Origin of the sequence: Cupriavidus sp. WS, from assembly GCF_000395345.1 — a bacterium.
GTDB classification, from domain to species: domain Bacteria; phylum Pseudomonadota; class Gammaproteobacteria; order Burkholderiales; family Burkholderiaceae; genus Cupriavidus; species Cupriavidus basilensis_B.
The window spans coordinates 1-17842 of sequence record NZ_AQPL01000487.1 but is presented as its reverse complement, the minus strand read 5'-3'; the positions used below and the strand labels follow the sequence as shown (position 1 = coordinate 17842).

General features: G+C 69.3%; 19 protein-coding genes and 1 tRNA gene. 5 read left to right on the top strand and 15 right to left on the bottom strand.

What is annotated here, in order from left to right; translation table 11 throughout:
* Positions 1–149 (bottom strand): GTP-binding protein (locus K206_RS44785; RefSeq protein ID WP_155888367.1); only part of this gene is annotated, 149 nt, incomplete at its 3' end.
* A 281-nt stretch (positions 150–430) separates the two neighbouring features.
* Positions 431–506 (bottom strand) — tRNA-Met (locus K206_RS0132285).
* Between the two features lie 128 nt (positions 507–634).
* Here K206_RS0132285 and K206_RS0132280 point away from each other — a divergent pair.
* Both K206_RS0132280 and rpsU read left to right on the top strand, forming a co-directional pair.
* A complete protein-coding gene (locus K206_RS0132280; RefSeq protein ID WP_006158572.1) occupies positions 635–832 on the top strand; it encodes a cold-shock protein in 198 nt (65 codons plus the stop codon).
* Between the two features lie 36 nt (positions 833–868).
* Positions 869–1081, top strand: coding sequence for a 30S ribosomal protein S21 (gene rpsU / locus K206_RS0132275; RefSeq protein WP_029044331.1), 213 nt, complete (start codon positions 869–871; stop codon positions 1079–1081).
* Between the two features lie 371 nt (positions 1082–1452).
* Here rpsU and K206_RS0132270 read toward each other — a convergent pair whose 3' ends face one another.
* A complete protein-coding gene (locus K206_RS0132270; protein WP_020206438.1) occupies positions 1453–1986 on the bottom strand; it encodes a PaaI family thioesterase in 534 nt (177 codons plus the stop codon).
* A 169-nt stretch (positions 1987–2155) separates the two neighbouring features.
* On the opposite strand from K206_RS0132270, the gene nodI reads away from it, so the two are divergent.
* The 3 genes from nodI to K206_RS39935 are packed head-to-tail and all read left to right on the top strand — an operon-like array spanning position 2156 to position 4260.
* A complete protein-coding gene (nodI, locus tag K206_RS0132265) occupies positions 2156–3094 on the top strand; it encodes a nodulation factor ABC transporter ATP-binding protein NodI (RefSeq protein WP_029044330.1) in 939 nt (312 codons plus the stop codon).
* 57 nt (positions 3095–3151) lie between these two features.
* Positions 3152–4009, top strand: a complete 858-nt coding sequence (locus K206_RS0132260) for an ABC transporter permease (protein ID WP_020206436.1) — start codon at positions 3152–3154, stop codon at positions 4007–4009.
* Positions 4006–4260: a hypothetical protein gene (locus K206_RS39935; protein ID WP_020206435.1), complete on the top strand. Its 255-nt coding sequence runs from the start codon at positions 4006–4008 to the stop codon at positions 4258–4260. The genes K206_RS0132260 and K206_RS39935 overlap by 4 nt, the downstream gene beginning before the upstream one ends.
* A 28-nt stretch (positions 4261–4288) precedes the next feature.
* Here K206_RS39935 and K206_RS0132250 read toward each other — a convergent pair whose 3' ends face one another.
* From K206_RS0132250 to K206_RS0132195, 12 genes are all read right to left on the bottom strand, one after another.
* Complete coding sequence (locus K206_RS0132250) at positions 4289–5494, bottom strand: O-succinylhomoserine sulfhydrylase (protein WP_020206434.1); 1206 nt, start codon at positions 5492–5494, stop codon at positions 4289–4291.
* Positions 5495–5935: 441 nt separating this feature from the next.
* Entirely contained in the window at positions 5936–7465 is a 1530-nt protein-coding gene (gene purF / locus K206_RS0132245; RefSeq protein ID WP_020423996.1) for an amidophosphoribosyltransferase, read from the bottom strand.
* A gap of 93 nt (positions 7466–7558) precedes the next feature.
* Positions 7559–8056, bottom strand: a complete 498-nt coding sequence (locus K206_RS0132240; RefSeq protein ID WP_020206432.1) for a CvpA family protein — start codon at positions 8054–8056, stop codon at positions 7559–7561.
* 69 nt (positions 8057–8125) lie between these two features.
* Entirely contained in the window at positions 8126–8935 is an 810-nt protein-coding gene (locus K206_RS0132235; protein ID WP_020206431.1) for an SPOR domain-containing protein, read from the bottom strand.
* Positions 8936–9058: 123 nt separating this feature from the next.
* Entirely contained in the window at positions 9059–10369 is a 1311-nt protein-coding gene (gene folC, locus K206_RS0132230; RefSeq protein ID WP_020206430.1) for a bifunctional tetrahydrofolate synthase/dihydrofolate synthase, read from the bottom strand.
* Between the two features lie 321 nt (positions 10370–10690).
* Positions 10691–11563, bottom strand: a complete 873-nt coding sequence (accD, locus tag K206_RS0132225) for an acetyl-CoA carboxylase, carboxyltransferase subunit beta (RefSeq protein WP_020206429.1) — start codon at positions 11561–11563, stop codon at positions 10691–10693.
* A gap of 181 nt (positions 11564–11744) precedes the next feature.
* Positions 11745–12542, bottom strand: a complete 798-nt coding sequence (gene trpA, locus K206_RS0132220; RefSeq protein WP_029044329.1) for a tryptophan synthase subunit alpha — start codon at positions 12540–12542, stop codon at positions 11745–11747.
* A 2-nt stretch (positions 12543–12544) separates the two neighbouring features.
* Positions 12545–13453 (bottom strand): site-specific DNA-methyltransferase, encoded by a 909-nt coding sequence (locus K206_RS0132215; RefSeq protein WP_020206427.1) that lies wholly within the window; start codon positions 13451–13453, stop codon positions 12545–12547.
* On the bottom strand, positions 13453–14646 hold the full coding sequence (gene trpB / locus K206_RS0132210; RefSeq protein WP_020206426.1) for a tryptophan synthase subunit beta: 1194 nt from the start codon (positions 14644–14646) through the stop codon (positions 13453–13455). The genes K206_RS0132215 and trpB overlap by 1 nt, the downstream gene beginning before the upstream one ends.
* A gap of 115 nt (positions 14647–14761) precedes the next feature.
* Positions 14762–15460: a phosphoribosylanthranilate isomerase gene (locus K206_RS0132205; protein ID WP_020206425.1), complete on the bottom strand. Its 699-nt coding sequence runs from the start codon at positions 15458–15460 to the stop codon at positions 14762–14764.
* Positions 15444–16268: a tRNA pseudouridine(38-40) synthase TruA gene (gene truA / locus K206_RS0132200; protein ID WP_020423995.1), complete on the bottom strand. Its 825-nt coding sequence runs from the start codon at positions 16266–16268 to the stop codon at positions 15444–15446. Before truA ends, K206_RS0132205 begins: the two co-directional genes overlap by 17 nt.
* Before the next feature lie 173 nt (positions 16269–16441).
* Positions 16442–17842, bottom strand: a 1401-nt coding sequence (locus tag K206_RS0132195; RefSeq protein WP_020206423.1) for a FimV/HubP family polar landmark protein, incomplete at its 5' end; no start/stop codon positions are given.

The following is a 17842-nucleotide window of genomic DNA, read 5'->3' as shown; positions in this document are numbered from 1 at the left end:
ATCGTGGCGGCGCCGTCGTGCACTTCACCGATCTTGTGATTGACCCCGGTGTAGAACAGGATGCGCTCGGTGGTGGTGGTCTTGCCGGCGTCGATGTGCGCGCTGATACCGATGTTCCGGTAGCGCTCGATGGGGGTTTTGCGGCTCACGGTGATCTCCTGGTAGGCATCGCTCAAAAGAGTATCACTTCTGCGTGCGGCACATCGAAAGCCTTGCGGGGCAAGGGCTGGCGGGGTGCCGGGGACTGCCGGGCGGGACCGCGCGAACCACCTCCGCCACCATGCCGGGCGGGCGACGGTGGCGAACGTGCGCCCGCGCGCAAGACGGCGCGGGAAAGGTGCAAGAAAGGCGCAAGAAAGGCGGCAGGCGGAGGTAAAAAACAGAAAAGCCCGCCTGATAAGAGGCGGGCTTTTTAGTAGAATAGCGGTCTTGGTTGCGGAGGCAGGACTTGAACCTGCGACCTTCGGGTTATGAGCCCGACGAGCTGCCAACTGCTCCACCCCGCGCCAGAGGGGCGTACTATACGCCACTGGCGTGAATATGTGAAGCGTTTTCAGCGACTTTCCTTGACAGCGTTTACGTAAACATGTAAAAGCAAGTGGGCGCATTCTGTGCGCTCAAAAGAGGAATCTTCATGGAAACTGGTACCGTCAAGTTCTTCAACGCCCAGAAGGGTTTTGGCTTCATTACCCCCGACGCCGGTGGCAAGGACTTGTTCGTCCACATCTCTCAGGTTCGCGGGGGTGCTCCGCTGCAAGATAACCAGCGAGTGCAATACCAGTCGCAACAGGGCAAGAAAGGCCCTGAAGCGGCCAATGTTTCCCCCGTTTGAACCCGCCGCTTCGCGCGGCAATGCTAAAGGACAGAATTGACTAAGATCGTCTTGAAACCCGGTGAGCCCGTTGAAGTTGCAATGCGGCGTTTCCGTAGGGCCATCCTCCAGACCGGCCTGATCGTTGAACTCAAGAGCCGTACCGCTTACGAGAAGCCCACGACCGAGCGCAAGCGCAAGAAGAAGGCAGCGGAATCGCGCCTTCGCAAGCGTCTGCGCATGCAAATGCTGCCGAAGAAGCTGTACTGATTCCGGCAGTGCAGGTGGCGAGCGCGCTCCGGCGCGAGTTGCCGCGGGCCGCGCAGGCCTCAAGGCCCGCATAGACATATCCGGGCCGCATGAATCCGCCAGGCATCACCTGGCGGATTTTGCATTTGCGCGGCACCGACGGTAGTCCCGCCTTCCGGGGCCGGACTACCGCTCACCACCGATTCCTTATCCCGCTCCGCCCAGCCCGCAAGAATCGATGCGCGGCCGGCGTCTTGCATGCGCTCGCCCGTTCGTCCGGCGCGCGACACCCCGCGTCGTCCCTTTCCCCCATATTCCAGGTAGCGCTCGCCCGCCGTCCGCGCGGCTTGCCAGCCAGTGTTGGAACGACACGGAAAGCGCCCCGTACAGGTTCAGGCGGCCGGCATCGGGAAAACGAGGCAGGTGGTGGTGGCGAATGCGTACAGCTTGCCCTGCGCGTCGACGATGCGGCCCTCGGCGATGCCGATCTGCGTGGTCAGGCTGATCACCTTGCCCTCGGCGCGGATGGGGCCGGTGCGCGTGGTCAGCGGACGCACGTAGTTCACCTTGAGCTCGAGCGTGGTGTAGCCCTTGCCCGCCGGCAGCATGGTGTGCACGGCGCAGCCCACGCAGGAGTCGAGCAGCGTGGCGGCGTAGCCGCCGTGCACGGTGCCGATCGGGTTGTAGTGCTGCGGCCCGGGCGTGCCCTGGAACACGAAGCGGCCGGAGGCGAACTCCACCGGCACGAAGTCCATCAGTTGCCCGATGGGCGCGCCGGGCAGCTTGCCGGCCATCATGTCCTCGAAAAACTGCAGGCCCGCGCGCTCGGCCAGCTGCGCCGTGGTCGCCACGCCGGGCTCGCGCAAGCTGGCGCGCGCGCGCCGTTCGTCTTCCTGCCACCGGGCCAGTACATCCTCTGCGCTCATCGATCGGTCTCCTTGTCGTTCTCGCGTTGGTACGCGGCTTGTTCTTCTGCCCGGCGCCCGCCGTGGCGCGCCTGGCGCGAACCAGCAAGATAACCGGTTCCGGCGTTCCTTGCTGCGCCGCGCCACGAGACATCCGCCGCCTTGCCGGCATAATGGCGGGATTGCGCCCGTGGCGCGCCCCGATCCGGCTCCTGCCTTGACTGCTATCCTGGAACTCCGCAACGTCAGCAAGCAATACGGCGACACCGTGGTGGTGAACGACCTGAGCCTGAGCGTGCAGCGCGGCCAGTGCTTCGGCCTGCTGGGGCCGAACGGCGCCGGCAAGACCACCACGCTGCGCCTGCTGCTGGGCCTGACCACGCCCGCCTCGGGCTCGCTCACGCTGTGCGGCGAGCCGATCCCGCAGCGCGCGCCGCAGGCCCGCATGCGCGTGGGCGTGGTGCCGCAGTTCGACAACCTCGACCCCGATTTCACCGTGGTCGAGAACCTGCGCATCTTCGGCCGCTACTTTGGCCTGGCGCGCGCCGAGATCGAGCGGCGCGTGCCGGCGCTGCTGGAATTCGCCCGCCTCGAGAGCCGCGCCGGCGCGCAGGTGCGCGACCTGTCGGGCGGCATGCGGCGGCGCCTGACGGTGGCGCGCGCGCTCATCAACGATCCCGACCTACTGGTCATGGACGAGCCCACCACCGGCCTCGACCCGCAGGCGCGCCACCTGATCTGGGAGCGGCTGAAGTCGCTGCTGGCCGGCGGCAAGACCATCCTGCTGACCACCCACTTCATGGAGGAGGCCGAGCGCCTGTGCAACTACCTGTGCGTGATCGACGGCGGCAGCAAGATCGCCGAAGGCAAGCCGCATGAGCTGATCGACAGCCAGATCGGCTGCGACGTGGTGGAAGTCTATGGCGACAACCTGGAACCGCTGCGCGGCGAGCTGCAGCCGCTGGCCGCGCGCACCGAGGTCAGCGGCGAGACGCTGTTCTGCTACGTGAAGGAGCCGGCGCCGCTGCTGGCCGCGCTGCACGGCCGCGCCGGCGTGCGCTACCTGCACCGGCCCGCCAACCTCGAAGACGTCTTCCTCAAGCTGACCGGGCGCGAGATGCGCGACTGAGGCTCGCCGCGCCTGCGCACCGCCGGCAGCGGACCACAACGGACCGAACCATTGAACATGAGCGAACAAGATCCCCGCCCCGCCGGCACGCCGGCCGCCACCGCGCCACCGCGCGCGGCGGCGCCGGCGCGGCATTACCCGCAGCCGCTGCTGCCCCTGAACGCGCGCAACTGGACCCTGGTCTGGTACCGCAACTTCATGGTGTGGAAGAAACTGGCGATCCCGTCGATGATCGGCAACCTGGCCGATCCGATGATCTACCTGTTCGGCCTGGGCCTGGGCCTCGGCCTGCTGGTCGGCCAGGTCCACGGCGTGCCCTACATCGCCTTCCTCGCGGCCGGCACCACGGCCTCGAGCGTGATGATGTCGGCCAGCTTCGAGTCGATGTACTCGGCCTTCTCGCGCATGCACGTGCAGCGCACCTGGGAGGCCATCATGCACGCGCCGCTGACGCTGGGCGACGTGGTGCTGGGCGAGATCATGTGGGCCGCCAGCAAGGCGGTGCTGTCGGGCCTGGCCATCATGCTGGTGGCGGGCGCGCTCGGTTACGCGCACATGCCGGGCGCGCTGCTGGCGCTGCCGGTGATCGTGCTGGCGGGCATCGCCTTCGCCAGCCTGGCGATGATCGTCACGGCGCTGGCGCCGAGCTACGACTTCTTCATGTTCTACCAGACCCTGGTGATGACGCCGATGCTGCTGCTGTCCGGCGTGTTCTTCCCGCTCGAGCAACTGCCCGCGGGCGCGCAGGCCGCCACGCAGGTCCTGCCGCTGGCGCACGCGGTGGCGCTGATCCGCCCCATCATGCTGGGACGCCCGATCGACGACCTGGCGCTGCACGCGCTGGTGCTGGGCGCCTACGCGGCGGCGGCGCTGGTGCTGGCGCTGGTGCTGCTGCGCCGCAGGCTGCTGCGATGAGCGGCCGCGCGAAGAAGGATGGCGCCGGGCCGGGCCGCTGGACCCGCCGCGCCGCGCTGCCGGCCGCGCTTGCCGCCGTCGCCCTGCTGGGCGCGTGCAGCGTGGTCGGCGCCACGGTGGCAGTGGGCAGCGCCGCGGTATCCACCGCGGCCACGGTCGGCTCGGCCGCGGTCAGCGTGACCTCGACCGCGGTCGAGGCGACCTACGACGTGACCAAGGCCGGCGTGAAGGCCGTGGCCGGCAGCGACTGAGCTGCCGGCGCCGCAGTCAGCCCCGCCGTCAGCCCTGCAGGCCGCGCAGCAGGTCGGCCTTCAGGTCGGCCACCGATTCCAGCCCCACTGCCATGCGGATCAGGCCCTCGCCGATGCCGGCGGCGGCCTTGGCTTCGGCGCTGACGCGCGCATGCGTGGTGGTGTACGGATGCGTGAGCGTGGTGCGCGTGTCGCCGAGGTTGCCGGTGATCGAGCACACGCGGGTGCTGTCGATCACGCGCCAGGCGTTGGCGCGCTGCTGCGCGGGCGTGTCGCCCTTGAGCTCGAACGAGACGATGGCGCCGCCGCCGCTCTGCTGGCGGGCGGCCACGTCGAATTGCGGGTGCGACTTCAGCGCCGGGTGATAGACGCGCGCGACCGCCGGGTGCGACTCCAGGAACTCCGCCAGCGCCAGCGCGCTCTGGCTGTGGCGCTCCATGCGGATCGCCAGCGTTTCCATGCCCTTGAGCAGCACCCACGCATTGAAGGCCGACAGCGTCGGGCCCGCGGTGCGCACGAACGGGAAGACCTTGCCCATGATGAAGTCGTGCGTGCCCAGCACCGCGCCGCCGAGCACGCGGCCCTGCCCGTCGATGTGCTTGGTGGCCGAATGGACCACGATGTCGGCGCCGAACTTCATCGGCTGCTGCAGCGCCGGCGAACAGAAGCAGTTGTCCACCACCAGCAGCGCGCCGGCATTGTGGGCGATGTCCGCCACCGCGGCGATGTCGGCCACCTCGGTGAGCGGGTTGGACGGCGTCTCGAGGAAGAATAGCCTGGTGTTGGGCTTGACCGCGGCGCGCCACGCGGCGAGGTCGGTGCCGTCGACGAAGGTGGTCTCGACGCCGAACTTGGCGAAGATGTTCGAGAACAGCGTCATGGTCGAGCCGAAGATGGCGCGCGAGCTGACCAGGTGGTCGCCGGCCTGCATCGACGACATCACGATCGACATGATCGCGCTCATGCCCGATGCCGTGGCCATGCAGGCCTCGGCGCCTTCCAGCGCGGCCAGGCGCGCCTGGAACATCGCCACGGTGGGATTGGTGAAGCGCGAATAGGTAAAGCCGGTTTCCGAATTGGCGAAGCGCTCGGCGGCCTCGGCGGCGCTGTTGAAGCAGAAGCTGGAGGTCAGGTACATCGCCTCCGAGTGCTCCATGAACTCGCTGCGCATGGTGCCGGCGCGCACGCCGAGCGTATCGATGCCAAGGGAGTCGAGAGGAAGCGGTTCATTCATGATGGGGAGGCGGTGATACCCGCGCGGTTATCGGTGATGAGCGTTGAATGTCGTGCGCGCGCCGGCCGGGCCGGGACGCGCGGCAACAAAAAAGCCCGTGCGATCCGCTGGCCTGGCTGGCCGAATCGACGGGCTGCTTGTGTCTGGGGGAGGGAAAGGTTCCGAAGCGCGCCGAGGCGCCCCGAAGCTCCGCGCCGCGGCGGGACTGCCGGTTCGCCTTCGTGCCGTTGCCGCGCACGACCGGGAACCGGCCTTCCGCTTTAGCTGTTTCGGGCATTTCCCTGTATCGGGTCATTTCCTGTCCGGGGGCATCACGCCACATCGCGCCCCGGCAGGACCCGCGTCCGCAAGCTGACAATCAAATCGACGCCCGGCCATGTTACGGCCGGGCCCCGTCTGCGTCAACTGCGCGGCGCGGGCCCGCGCGCGGGCCGCCGGGCTTTACTCGTTGCCGCCCGAGCGCTGCAGGTGCAGCTGCGAGCGTTCGGTGTCGCCGCCGGTGCCGTCGCGGTCGGCCTGGCTGCGCGCCGTTTCCAGGCGCTCCAGGTAGGCCTCGTCGATGTCGCCGGTGATGTAGCGGCCGTCGAAGCACGATGCGTCGAAGTCCTTGAGCGCGGGGTTGATGTCGCGCACGGCCTGCTTCATCGCATCCACGTCCTGGTACACCAGCTTGTCGGCGCCGATGATGCGGGCGATTTCCTCGTGCGTGCGGCCGTGGGCGACCAGCTCGCTGCGCGTGGGCATGTCGATGCCGTAGACGTTGGGGAACTTCACCGGCGGCGCGGCCGAGGCGAAGATCACCTTGTTGGCGCCGGCGTCGCGCGCCATCTGCACGATCTCGAACGAGGTGGTGCCGCGCACGATCGAGTCGTCCACGATCAGCACGTTCTTGCCCTTGAACTCCACGCCCATCGCGTTGAGCTTCTGGCGCACCGACTTCTTGCGCACGGCCTGGCCCGGCATGATGAAGGTGCGGCCCACGTAGCGGTTCTTGAAGAACCCCTCGCGGTAGCCCACGCCCAGCCGGTTGGCCACCTGCATGGCGGCCGGGCGGCTGGAGTCGGGGATCGGCATCACCACGTCGATGTCGCCGCCGGAGATTTCGCTGCGGATCTTCTCGGCGAGGTAGTCGCCCATGCGCAGGCGCGCGTCGTACACCGGCACGCCGTCGATGCACGAATCCGGGCGCGCCAGGTAGACGTACTCGAAGATGCACGGCGTGAGCACCGGGTTGTCGGCGCACTGCTGGGTGTAGAGCTTGCCGTCGAGGTCGATGAAGATGGCCTCGCCGGGCGCCACGTCGCGCTCGAGCTTGTAGCCGATGCCTTCGAGCGCCACCGATTCCGAGGCGACCATCCATTCCTTGCCGGTCGGCGTTTCCACGCTGCCCAGGCACAGCGGACGGATGCCGAACGGGTCGCGCACCGCCAGCATGCCGTAGCCGGCGATCTGCGCGGCAATGGCATACGAGCCGCGCACGCGGCGGTGCATGCCGGCCACGGCCCTGAAGATGGTGGCCGGGTCCAGCGCGAGGCCGCTGCTGGCGCGCTGCAGCTCGTCGGCCAGCACGTTGAGCAGCACCTCGGTGTCGGAATGCGTGTTGATGTGGCGGCGGTCGCGGCTGAACAGCTCCTCATGCAACTGTTTCCAGTTGGTCAGGTTGCCGTTGTGGGCCAGGATCACGCCATAGGGCGCGTTGACGTAGAACGGCTGGGCTTCTTCCTCGCTGGAAGCCGAGCCGGCAGTGGGGTAACGCACCTGGCCGATGCCGGCGGCGCCGGGCAGGCCGCGCATGTTGCGCGTGCGAAACACGTCTCGCACCAGGCCGTTGGCCTTGTGCATGTGGAAGGTGCTGCCGTTCGCGGTAGCGATGCCGGCTGCATCCTGTCCGCGATGTTGCAACAGCAGCAGGCTGTCGTAAATCAATTGGTTGACGGGCGTGGAGGAAACCACACCGACGATACCGCACATGCCAAGCTCCCAGGAAAGGCGTTTGAATCGGGGGCGCGGCCCTGCCCTGTAGGACTGGGCCCGCGTATTACCGGCCGGGGGATCTGCCCGGCCTCATGTCTTGACGTACCTGGCGACTTCCGGCGGCAGCCACGGCCGCAGCGACTCCATCGCCTGCATCACGTAGGGCCGGGACAGCGCATCGCGCCAGAATGCCTCTTCAGGCAGTTTGGTGAGCCCGGCCAGCGTCACCACGAACATCACCACCAGCGCGCCGCGCAGCAGGCCGAACACCAGCCCCAGGCCGCGGTCGGCGGGCTTGAGCCCGGTGCTTTCGAGCAGTTGCCCCAGCACCGTGCCGGCCAGCGCGGCGGCGATCACGGTGCCGATGAACAGCACGCCGAAACCGAGCGCGCTGCGGGCCAGCTCGCCGCCGGGCACCGATTCCGGTATCCAGCGCGCCGCCGTGCCCGCGAAGTGGTACGCCACCCAGAACGCCACCACCCAGCCGATCAGCGAGAGCACCTCGCGCACCAGGCCGCGCAGCACGCCGATCAGGCCGGAGGCAACCAGGATGAAGGCGACGCTGTAATCGAAGAAAGTGGGCTGCATGCGGATACGGTGTGACTGGTGTGACTGCGCGCCGTCGCGGCGCGGCCCCGGTTCCCGGGACCGCCGCCGTTACTGTTCGACCACCTTGGCGCTCAGGCCGGCGTCGCGCACGCGCTTCTCGGCGGCGTCGGCCGTGTCGCGGTCGGGGAACGGGCCGGCCCGCAGCAGCACGCGCTCGCCATCGGCCAGCACTTTTTTCTCGATATAGGCCGGCACCTTGCTGGCCTTGAGCTTGGCCAGCCAGCCCTTGGCCTTGTCTTCCGAGGAGAAGGCGCCGATCAGCACCAGGAACTTGCCGCTGCCGGGCTTGGCCTCGGCGCGCGCGGCGGGCTTGTCCGCGGGCTTGTCGGAAGCCTTGTCTGACGCTTTGTCGGATGCCTTGCCGGACGCCTTGTCCGCGGCCTTGTCGCCGGACTTGTCGGCTGCCTTGCCGGCGGCGGCCGGCGCATCGGCGGCCGGCCTCGCGGTGCCGGCATCGGCCACCAGTTCCTCGCCCGCGTCCAGCCCCTGCGTGTCGGCCTTGGACTGCGGCGCCGGCGGCAGCGGATCCGCCTTGCGCGCATCGGCCTTGGCCTTGCCGACTCCGCCGGCACCGCCGTCGACCCGCACCGCGATATTCTCGACCAGCGGCCGCGGCTGGGTCTCGAACACGATCGGCAGCACGATGATGGCGGCCACCATCAGCACCACGGCGCCAATCAGGCGGCGGCGCGCCCGCTGCTTCTGCGGGAATTCGGGGTCGAGCGTGTCGTCCGCGTACTCTTCGGCCAGGCGCCGCGACGAGGCGATGCCCGCGCCCGGGTCCGAACGCGAGCGGCGCCCGCGCTCCGGTGCCGGGGCGTTGCCCTTGCGGGAAGAAAACAGCGAAAGCAGGCCCATAGATTGGTTCGGTGCTCCGGCCGGAACCCCCGGCCGTTGAAAATGTCGCTCAGTCCGCGCGGCAGCTCGCCCCGGGGGCGGCTTCGGTGCCGGGCCGGGAAACCCGCCCGGCGCCCGCGCGGCTCAATTTGCCTGGGTGGCGCGATACGCCATCACGCCCGCCACGGTGAAGAACGATCCGAAGACCAGAATTCTATCATTCTCGGTCGCTCTGCCGAGGGCGTCCCGGTAAGCCGCCTCCGGACTGGGAAAGCAGGCCGCGGTGGCATCCGGCCCGGGCCGGAAACCGCCCTCTTCGAGCTTTTCCAGCAGGTCCGCCGCGCCGGCCGCGCGCGGCGTGGGCAGGTCGCACAGGCACCAGTGGTCCACCTTGTCGGACAGGTGGCGCAGCACGCCGGCGATGTCCTTGTCCTCCATCGCGCCGAACACCGCGTAGGTGTAGCGGAAGAAGCCCATGTTCTCGAGGTTCTGGCCCAGCGTGGCCGCCGCGTGCGGGTTGTGCGCCACATCGAGGATCACCGCGGGGCGCCCTGGCATGACCTGGAAGCGGCCCGGCAGCTCGACGAAGGCCAGCCCGTTGCGCACTTCCTGCGCGCTCACCGGCAGGCGCGGGCGCATGGCCTGCAGCGCCGCCAGCGCGGCCGAGGCGTTGAGCAGCTGGTTGGCGCCGCGCAGCGCCGGATAACCCAGCCCGCTGAGCTTGCGCTCGCGCCCGCTCCAGTCCCATTGCTGGCGCTCCTGGCCCCTGGCGGCCTGGTGCTGGAAATCCCGCCCCACCAGCCACAGGTCGGCGCCGATGGCCTGCGCGTGGTCGATGACCGACTGCGGCGGCAGCGGGTCGCCCACGATGGCGGGCACGCCGGGGCGGAAGATGCCGGCCTTCTCGTAGCCGATCTTCTCGCGCGTGTCGCCCAGGTAGTGGGTGTGGTCGATGTCCACGCTGGTCACGATGGCGCAGTCGGCATCGATCACGTTGACCGCGTCCAGCCGGCCGCCCAGGCCCACTTCCAGGATCATGGCGTCGAGCCCGGCGGCGGCGAAGGCGTGGATGATGGCCAGCGTGGTGAATTCGAAATAGGTCAGGCTGACCGGATCGGCAAAGCTGGTGCGCGCGCGCTCCACCGCCTCGAAATGCGGCAGCAGCTGCGCGTCGGTGGCGAACTCGCCGTTGATGCGCGCGCGCTCGTTGAACGAGATCAGGTGCGGCGAGGTATGGCAGCCCACCTTGTAGCCGGCCTGCAGCAGGATGCGCTCCAGCATGGCGCAGGTGGAACCCTTGCCGTTGGTGCCGCCCACGGTGAACACCACCGCATCGATGCGCAGCCCCAGGGCTTCCTTGACGCGGGTGATGCGCGCCAGGCCCATGTCGATGCCGACCGGATGGGCGGACTCGAGATGGGCGAGCCATTCGGGGAGCGAGGGAAAGATCGGCATGATGGGTAAGGTCTGGTTCGGGATTCCGCCCGGCGCGCGAGCGTGCGCGCGGAATCGGGCGGTCTGCATGTAGCTTAGCGGCTGGCCCGCGCTCTTGCGCATGGGCGCAAGACAGGCGCAACAGAGGCGTATGAATGAGTGGGCGATGGAGCGCGCATGTGGGGACGTATGTGGGGACGTTTCGGCCAACTCAAAGGGCCGGCCGCGCGCAGGCGCGGCAACGGCCCGCGCAAACCCGCAGGCCAGCGGACCCGGCGCCCACAAAACGAAAAAGCGCGAACCGGCGTCCGCGCTTTCCCTCATCCACGCCGGCAGGCGGCCTCAGGCCACCGCGTCGGCCGGCTGCTTCTGCAGCAGCGCCAGCAGTTGCGCCAGTTCGTCGCGCATCTTGCGGCGGTCGATGATCATGTCGATGGCGCCCTTCTGCAGCAGGAATTCGGCGCGCTGGAAGCCTTCGGGCAGCTTCTCGCGCACGGTCTGCTCGATCACGCGCGGGCCGGCGAAGCCGATCAGCGCCTTGGGCTCGGCGATCACCACGTCGCCGAGGAAGGCGAAGCTGGCGGACACGCCGCCCATCGTCGGGTCGGTCAGCACGCTGATGAACGGCAGCCTGGCGGCCGACAGCTGGTTCAGCATCGAGGTGGTCTTGGCCATCTGCAGCAGCGACAGCAGGCTTTCCTGCATGCGCGCGCCGCCGGTGGCGGTGATGCAGATGAACGGCACCTTCTGCTCCAGCGCCGACTGCGCGCCGCGCACGAAGCGCTCGCCCACCACGGAGCCCATCGAGCCGCCCATGAACTCGAACTCGAAGCAGCTCACCACCACCGGGATGGTGTGGATGGCGCCGCCGATCACGACCATCGCATCGGTCTCGCCGGTGTCTTCCATCGCGGCCTTGATGCGGTCCGGGTACTTCTTGGTGTCCTTGAACTTGAGCGCGTCGACCGGCACGATCTCCTGGCCGATCTCGTAGCGGCCCTCGGCGTCCAGCAGCCCGTCCAGGCGCTCGCGCGCGCGGATGCGCATATGGTGGTCGCACTTCGGGCAGACGTGCAGATTGGCCTCGACGTCGGTGCGGTACAGGACCGACTCGCACGACGGGCACTTGACCCACAGCCCTTCCGGAATGCCCTTGCGGGTGGAGGGGTCGGTCTGTTGAATCTTGGGAGGGAGGAGTTTATCCAACCAGCTCATGAAAGGCTCCTTTCGGCACATGCGCGGAACATGTCAGGCCGCGAATTTACCACGCCTGCCGTTCGCAGTCCCCGTTCCGCCGGGTTCATGCGCCCGTTGCGGCACATGGCCGCCAAATTCGGTGTTGCGGCGCGGCACCGCGCGCGCGCCGGAGCGCCCCGCGGTGCCGCCCGGATCACGTTCAGGCGTCGAGCGCCTGGCGGATGTCCGCGATGAAGCCGCGCAGCGATTCTACCGCCTGGGCGCGCGGCGTATCTTCGAGCAACTGCACCAGGCGGCTGCCGATCACCACGGCGTCGGCCACGCCGCCGATCGCGCGCGCGGTCTGCGCGTCGCGGATGCCGAAGCCCACGCCCACCGGCAGGTTGGCATGGCGCTTGATCAGCGGGATGCGCGCGGCCACGCTGTCGAGGTCGAGCGTGGCCGAGCCCGTCACGCCCTTGAGCGAGACGTAGTAGAGATAGCCGCTGGCCATCTTGGCCACCGCCGCGATGCGGTCGTCGGTGGAGGTCGGCGCCAGCAGGAAGATCGGGTCGATGCCGCTGGCGCGCATCAGCGCGGCGAAGGACTCGCATTCCTCGGGCGGATAGTCCACCACCAGCACGCCGTCCACGCCGGCCGCGCGCGCGGCGCGGGCGAAGGTTTCCTCGCCCATGCGCTCGATCGGGTTGGCGTAGCCCATCAGCACCACCGGGGTGGCGTCGTCGGTCTGGCGGAACTCGGCCACCCAGGCCAGCACCTGAGTCAGCGACACGCCCTGCGCCAGCGCGCGCTCGGAGGCACGCTGGATCACCGGGCCGTCGGCCATCGGGTCGGAGAACGGCACGCCGAGCTCGATCACGTCGGCGCCGCCCGCCACCAGCGCGTGCATCAGCGCCACGGTCAGGCCGGGCTCGGGATCGCCGGCGGTGATGAACGGAATCAGGCCCTTCTTGTTGTGCGCGGCCAGCGCCGCGAAAGTCGATTGGATCCGGGACATGGTCATTGGGCAAAGTTGGGCGACTGCGTGGACGAGGACGGCAGCAGCGGCTCGTCGTTCGCAGCGGCGATGATCAGGCAGGCCGGCTCGGCCTGCGGCGCGGTGATGGCCTGGGCGACGCGCTCGCGCGCCACGCCGGCGTACTCGGGGTTCATCTCGAAGCCGACGAAGCGCCGCCCGTGCCGCGCGCACGCCACCGCGGTGGTGCCGCTGCCGGTGAAGGGATCGAGCACCAGCCCGCCGGGCGGGCAGCTCGCCAGCACCATGCGCTGCACGATGTCGAGCGGCTTCTGGGTCGGGTGGGCGGCGCGCTCCGGGTCCTGGCGGTGGATGCGCGGCACGCTCCACAGGTCCTTGGGGTTGTAGCCCACTTCCAGCCACTTCTTGCCCTCGAAGCGCGGACGGCTGCGCGCTTTCTTGGTCTCAGCGTCGTAGGGCACGCGCACCGGGTCGAGGTCGAAGTAGTAGTCGCGCGCCCGCGCGAAGAAGCCGATGTTGTCGTGCACCGAGGAAAACTTGCGCGTGGTGCCGCCCATGCTCGGCACGCGCCGGTCCCAGATGATCTCGTTGATCATGGTCAGGCGCTGCTTGAGCATGACGAACAGCTCGGGCGAGTACTGCCAGGTGCAGAACAGGTAGAGCGAGCCGCGCGGCGCCAGCTTGGGCACCACGGCGTCGATCCACGCGGCCGACCATTCCAGGTAGGCCGGCCCCGAGAGGCGGTCGGAATCGTTGCCGTAGTCCTTGCCCAGGCCATAGGGCGGGTCGGCCACGATCAGGTCGATCGAGTCGTCGGGAATGCGCTTGATGCCTGCCAGCACGTCTTCCTGGTACAGCAGCAGTTGCGGCGCCGCGCTCGCAGCGGGCGCGGCGCCACCCTCGGTGGCGTCCGGCGTGAAGAGATCGCGCATCAGAGCTTCAGCCCCGCGCGTTCGGCCACGGTGTGCATGTCCTTGTCGCCGCGCCCGGACAGGTTCACCAGCAGCAACTGGTCCCGGGGCAGCGTCGGCGCCAGCTTGCAGGCGTAGGCGATGGCGTGGCTCGACTCCAGCGCGGGGATGATGCCCTCGATGCGGCAGCAGTCGTGGAAGGCCTTGAGCGCTTCCTCGTCGGTGATGGGCACGTATTCGGCGCGGCCGATGTCCTTGAGCCAGGCGTGCTCAGGGCCCACGCCCGGGTAGTCCAGGCCGGCCGAGACCGAATGGGTTTCGATGATCTGGCCGTTCTCGTCCTGCAGCAGGTAGGTGCGGTTGCCGTGCAGCACGCCCGGCGAGCCGCCGATCAGCGAGCAGGCGTGGCGGCCGCTCTCGAGGCCGTCGCCGGCGGCCTCCACGCCGATCAGGCGCACGTCCTTGTGCTCGATGTACGGGTAGAAGATGCCCATCGCATTGGAGCCGCCGCCCACGCAGGCGATCACCGCGTCGGGCTGGCGCCCGGCCAGCTCGGGCATCTGCACCTTGGCTTCCTCGCCGATCACGCACTGGAAGTCGCGCACCATCATCGGGTAGGGATGCGGGCCGGCCACGGTGCCGATGATGTAGAAGGTGTTCTCGACGTTGGTGACCCAGTCGCGCATGGCTTCGTTGAGCGCGTCCTTGAGGGTCTTGGAGCCGCTTTCCACCGGCACCACGGTGGCGCCCAGCAGCTTCATGCGGTAGACGTTGGCGGCCTGGCGGCGGATGTCCTCCGCGCCCATGTAGACCACGCACTCCATGCCGAAGCGCGCGGCGATGGTGGCGGTGGCCACGCCGTGCTGGCCGGCGCCGGTCTCGGCGATCACGCGCGGCTTGCCCATGCGCTTGGCCAGCAGCGCCTGGCCGATCACGTTGTTGATCTTGTGCGCGCCGGTGTGGTTGAGGTCCTCGCGCTTGAAGTAGATCTGCGCGCCGCCGAGCGTCTCGCTCCAGCGCTGCGCGTGATAGACCGGCGAGGGCCGGCCGACGAAGTGCTTCAGCTCGCGGCGGTATTCCGCGTCGAACTCGGGATCCTTCTGAAAGTGGGCGTAGGCTTCGCGCAGCTCGTCGAGCGCGTGCACCAGCGTCTCGGACACGAAGGAACCACCATAGGGGCCGAAATGGCCACGGGAATCGGGCAGGTCGTACATGAGTCAGCTCTTTGATCAGGACCCCCGGCCAAACTGGCGGCGGGTCCGATGAAATGGGGTCGTGCGCCTGGCGGGCGCAGGGCAGGCGGAAAGCCGGCGAGCGGGAAACCCTGACTCACCCGGCATCCGCGCTGCGCACGGCGCGCACGAACGCGGCAATCCTGGCGTGGTCTTTCACGCCCTTGGCAGCCTCCACGCCGCTGCTTACATCGACAGCGTAGGGCCGCACGCGCTCAATCGCGCCAGCGACGTTTTGCGCGTTCAACCCACCACTCAAAACGATCCGAGGAGCGGCGCTTGCGGTCGGGTTGTGGACAGGCGGAAGCCATGCGGGGGGTATCAGGGTCCAGTCGAAGACGTGGCCGCCACCGCCGTAGCCTTCGACGAAGGCATCGAGCAGCAAGGCAGCGGCATCGTGGTGCAGATTGGCGAATTCTACCAAATCGAGGCCGGCCCGCACGCGTGCCGCGCGCAGAAAAGGCAGCCGGCAGCGCTGCGCCGCCAGGGTGCAGGCCTCGGGGGTCTCGTCGCCGTGGAACTGGAGTAGCGTAAGCGGCACCCGCTCGGCCACGTGGGCGATTTCCTCGGCGTCGGCGTTGACGAACAGCCCGACCACCGAGACGAACGGCCCGGCGGCCTCGGCCAGCGCGGCCGCGCGCGCCACGTCGACGCAGCGCGGGCTGCCCGGGTAGAACACCATGCCGATGGCATCGGCGCCGGCGTCCACCGCGGCGCGCACGTCTTCCTCGCGCGTCAGGCCGCAGATCTTGACGCGGGTGCGGTGCGGCTGGGCCGGCTCAGGCAACGGGTTCATCGGCAAACACTCCGTGGAACAGGCTGCCCGACGCATCGGCGGCGGGCAGGCGGTAGGGCTCAGGATACTGCACCGCGGCCAGGTAGAGGCCGTCGGGCATGAAGGTGGGCGCCGCCCTGGCGCGGTTGCGTCCGGCCAGCACCTCGGCCAGCCACGCGGGCGGATAGCGCCCGCGCCCGACCGCCACCAGGCAGCCCATCAGGTTGCGCACCATGTGGTGCAGGAAGGCGCTGGCGCGAAAGCGCACGAAGACCCAGTTGCCGTCGGCCTTGAGGGTGACGTCGTACATGGTCTTCACCGGCGACTTGGCCTGGCATTCCGCGGCGCGGAAGGCCGAGAAATCGTGCTCGCCGAGCAGGCAGGCGGCGGCCGCGCGCATCGCCTCCAGGTCCAGCCCCTGCCCCGGCGGCAGCATCAGGTAGCCGGCCCGGCCGTGCACCAGCGGCACGCGGTGCGGCCCCACGTAGAGCGCGTAGTAATACATGCGCTCGAAGGCCAGGAAACGCGCGTGGAAACCCTCGTCGACCGGCTGCGCCCAGTGCAGGGCGATCGACGGCGGCAGGAACGCATTGATGCCGCGCACCCACGAGAACGGCTCGCGCGCCAGCTCCGTATCGATATGGATGACCTGCCCCAGCGCGTGCACGCCGGCGTCGGTGCGGCCGGCCACGGTGGTGAGCAGGCGGGTGCCGGCGAACTGCGCGATCGCGTCCTCGAGCCGGTCCTGCACGGTGTTGCGGTGCGGTTGCGACTGCCAGCCGGAGAAGCTGGCACCGTCGTACTGGAGGCCGAGGGCGATGCGGGTCATGTAGCGGAAACCGGGCGGAGCGGTGGGTGCGGACGGGTGCGGATGCGAGGCGCCCGGACCGGGCCGGCCGCCCAAAAACAAATGCGCCGGAAGCCAGGCTCCAGCGCATTCGCATCGGGCCGGCGCATCCCGCGCTCAGCCCGCCATGATACAGCCTGGCCCGCCGGGCTTGCTCAGGCCACCTCGCGCAGCAGGGAACGGGCCTCGGTCTGCAGGGGCTCCGGCGACTGGTCGACCACTTCCTGCAGCAGCTCGCGCGCGCCCTCCTTGTCGCCGATCTCGATGTAGGCGCGCGCCAGATCGAACTTGATCTGCATGTCGCGGCCGCCATCGGCGGGGTCGGCGGACAGCGTGCTCGGCGAGATGCCGCGCGCGGTGTCCAGCCCGCTCTCCGCGCTCACGCGCGACAGATCGATCGGCTCGGACAGCTTGCCGTCGCGCAGCATGGTGGGCGCGGGCAGCGACACCGAAGGCACGGACGGCGGCGCGTCGTGCGCGGCCGACAGATGGTCCGCATTGGCGCTGGCCGGCGCCGCCGGGTTCAGGTCGAGCGAGATGCCCGACATGTCGAAGTCCAGCGGGCGGCTGCGCGTGGGCACGTCGAGCGGCGGCGCGTCGTGGCTGGCGGGCTGGGCATGCGCGGGCAAGTCCAGGCCGTCGTCCAGGCGCGCGGCCAGCGCCGAGGGCTCCTCGGCGGCGCCGAACACCATCGCCGCCGATTCGGGCGCGGTGATCGGCGTGCCCGCCGCGGGCGCGGGGAAGCCGTCGAGCGGCAGCGCCAGGTCGCCGAGGTCGCCCAGCGCCGTCTCGCGCGGCGGCGCGGCCAGATCGTGCGAGGGATCGTGGGTGCGCCACTGGTCCGCCGGCAGCGTCGTCGTGTCGTTCTGCGCGACATCCGGCGCCACGGTGAGGTACAAGGCGTTGTCCGGCTCCAGGCGGCGCCCCATCTCGGCCGCCTGTGCCCACTCCGCCCCCTGCCCGCCCGTCTGGGCGAACATTTCTTCTGCAATCACGCGAAAACCTTCCACATCCTGACGATTGTTGTAAATCTCCATGAGCTTGAGGCGGATCGCCTGGCGCTCAGGGTCCTGCTGCAGGGCTTCGCGCAGGATCTCCTCGGCCTGCACATCGCGCCCGTAGGCGATATAGACGTCGGCCTCGGCGATCGGATCGACTTCGTTGGCTTCCGCGGCGTTGTTGCCGATGCGGAAATCCGCGCCGAACACGCTGTGCTGCGAGGTGTCGACGCTCTGCCCGCCCGCCGTGCCGAACAGCGAGTGGGCGCCGGCCATGACGGTGCTTTCCTGCGACAGGATGCTGTCCTGGAAGGCCGCGCTCTCGCTGGCCTTCTGCTGCTGGCGGCGGCGGTAGATGGCATAGCCGCCCAGCAGCGCGATCAGCAGGCCGCCGCCCGGCAGCAGCATCGGGTTGGCCAGCAGGTCCTCGAGGAAGGACGGCTGCGCCACGGGCTGCGGCTGCACCACCGGCGGCGGGCGCTTGGCCGCCGGCGCCGAGGCGGCGGCCGGCTTGGCCGCGGCAGCCGCGGTGGCCTGCGCGCCGGCGCCGCTCGCGGC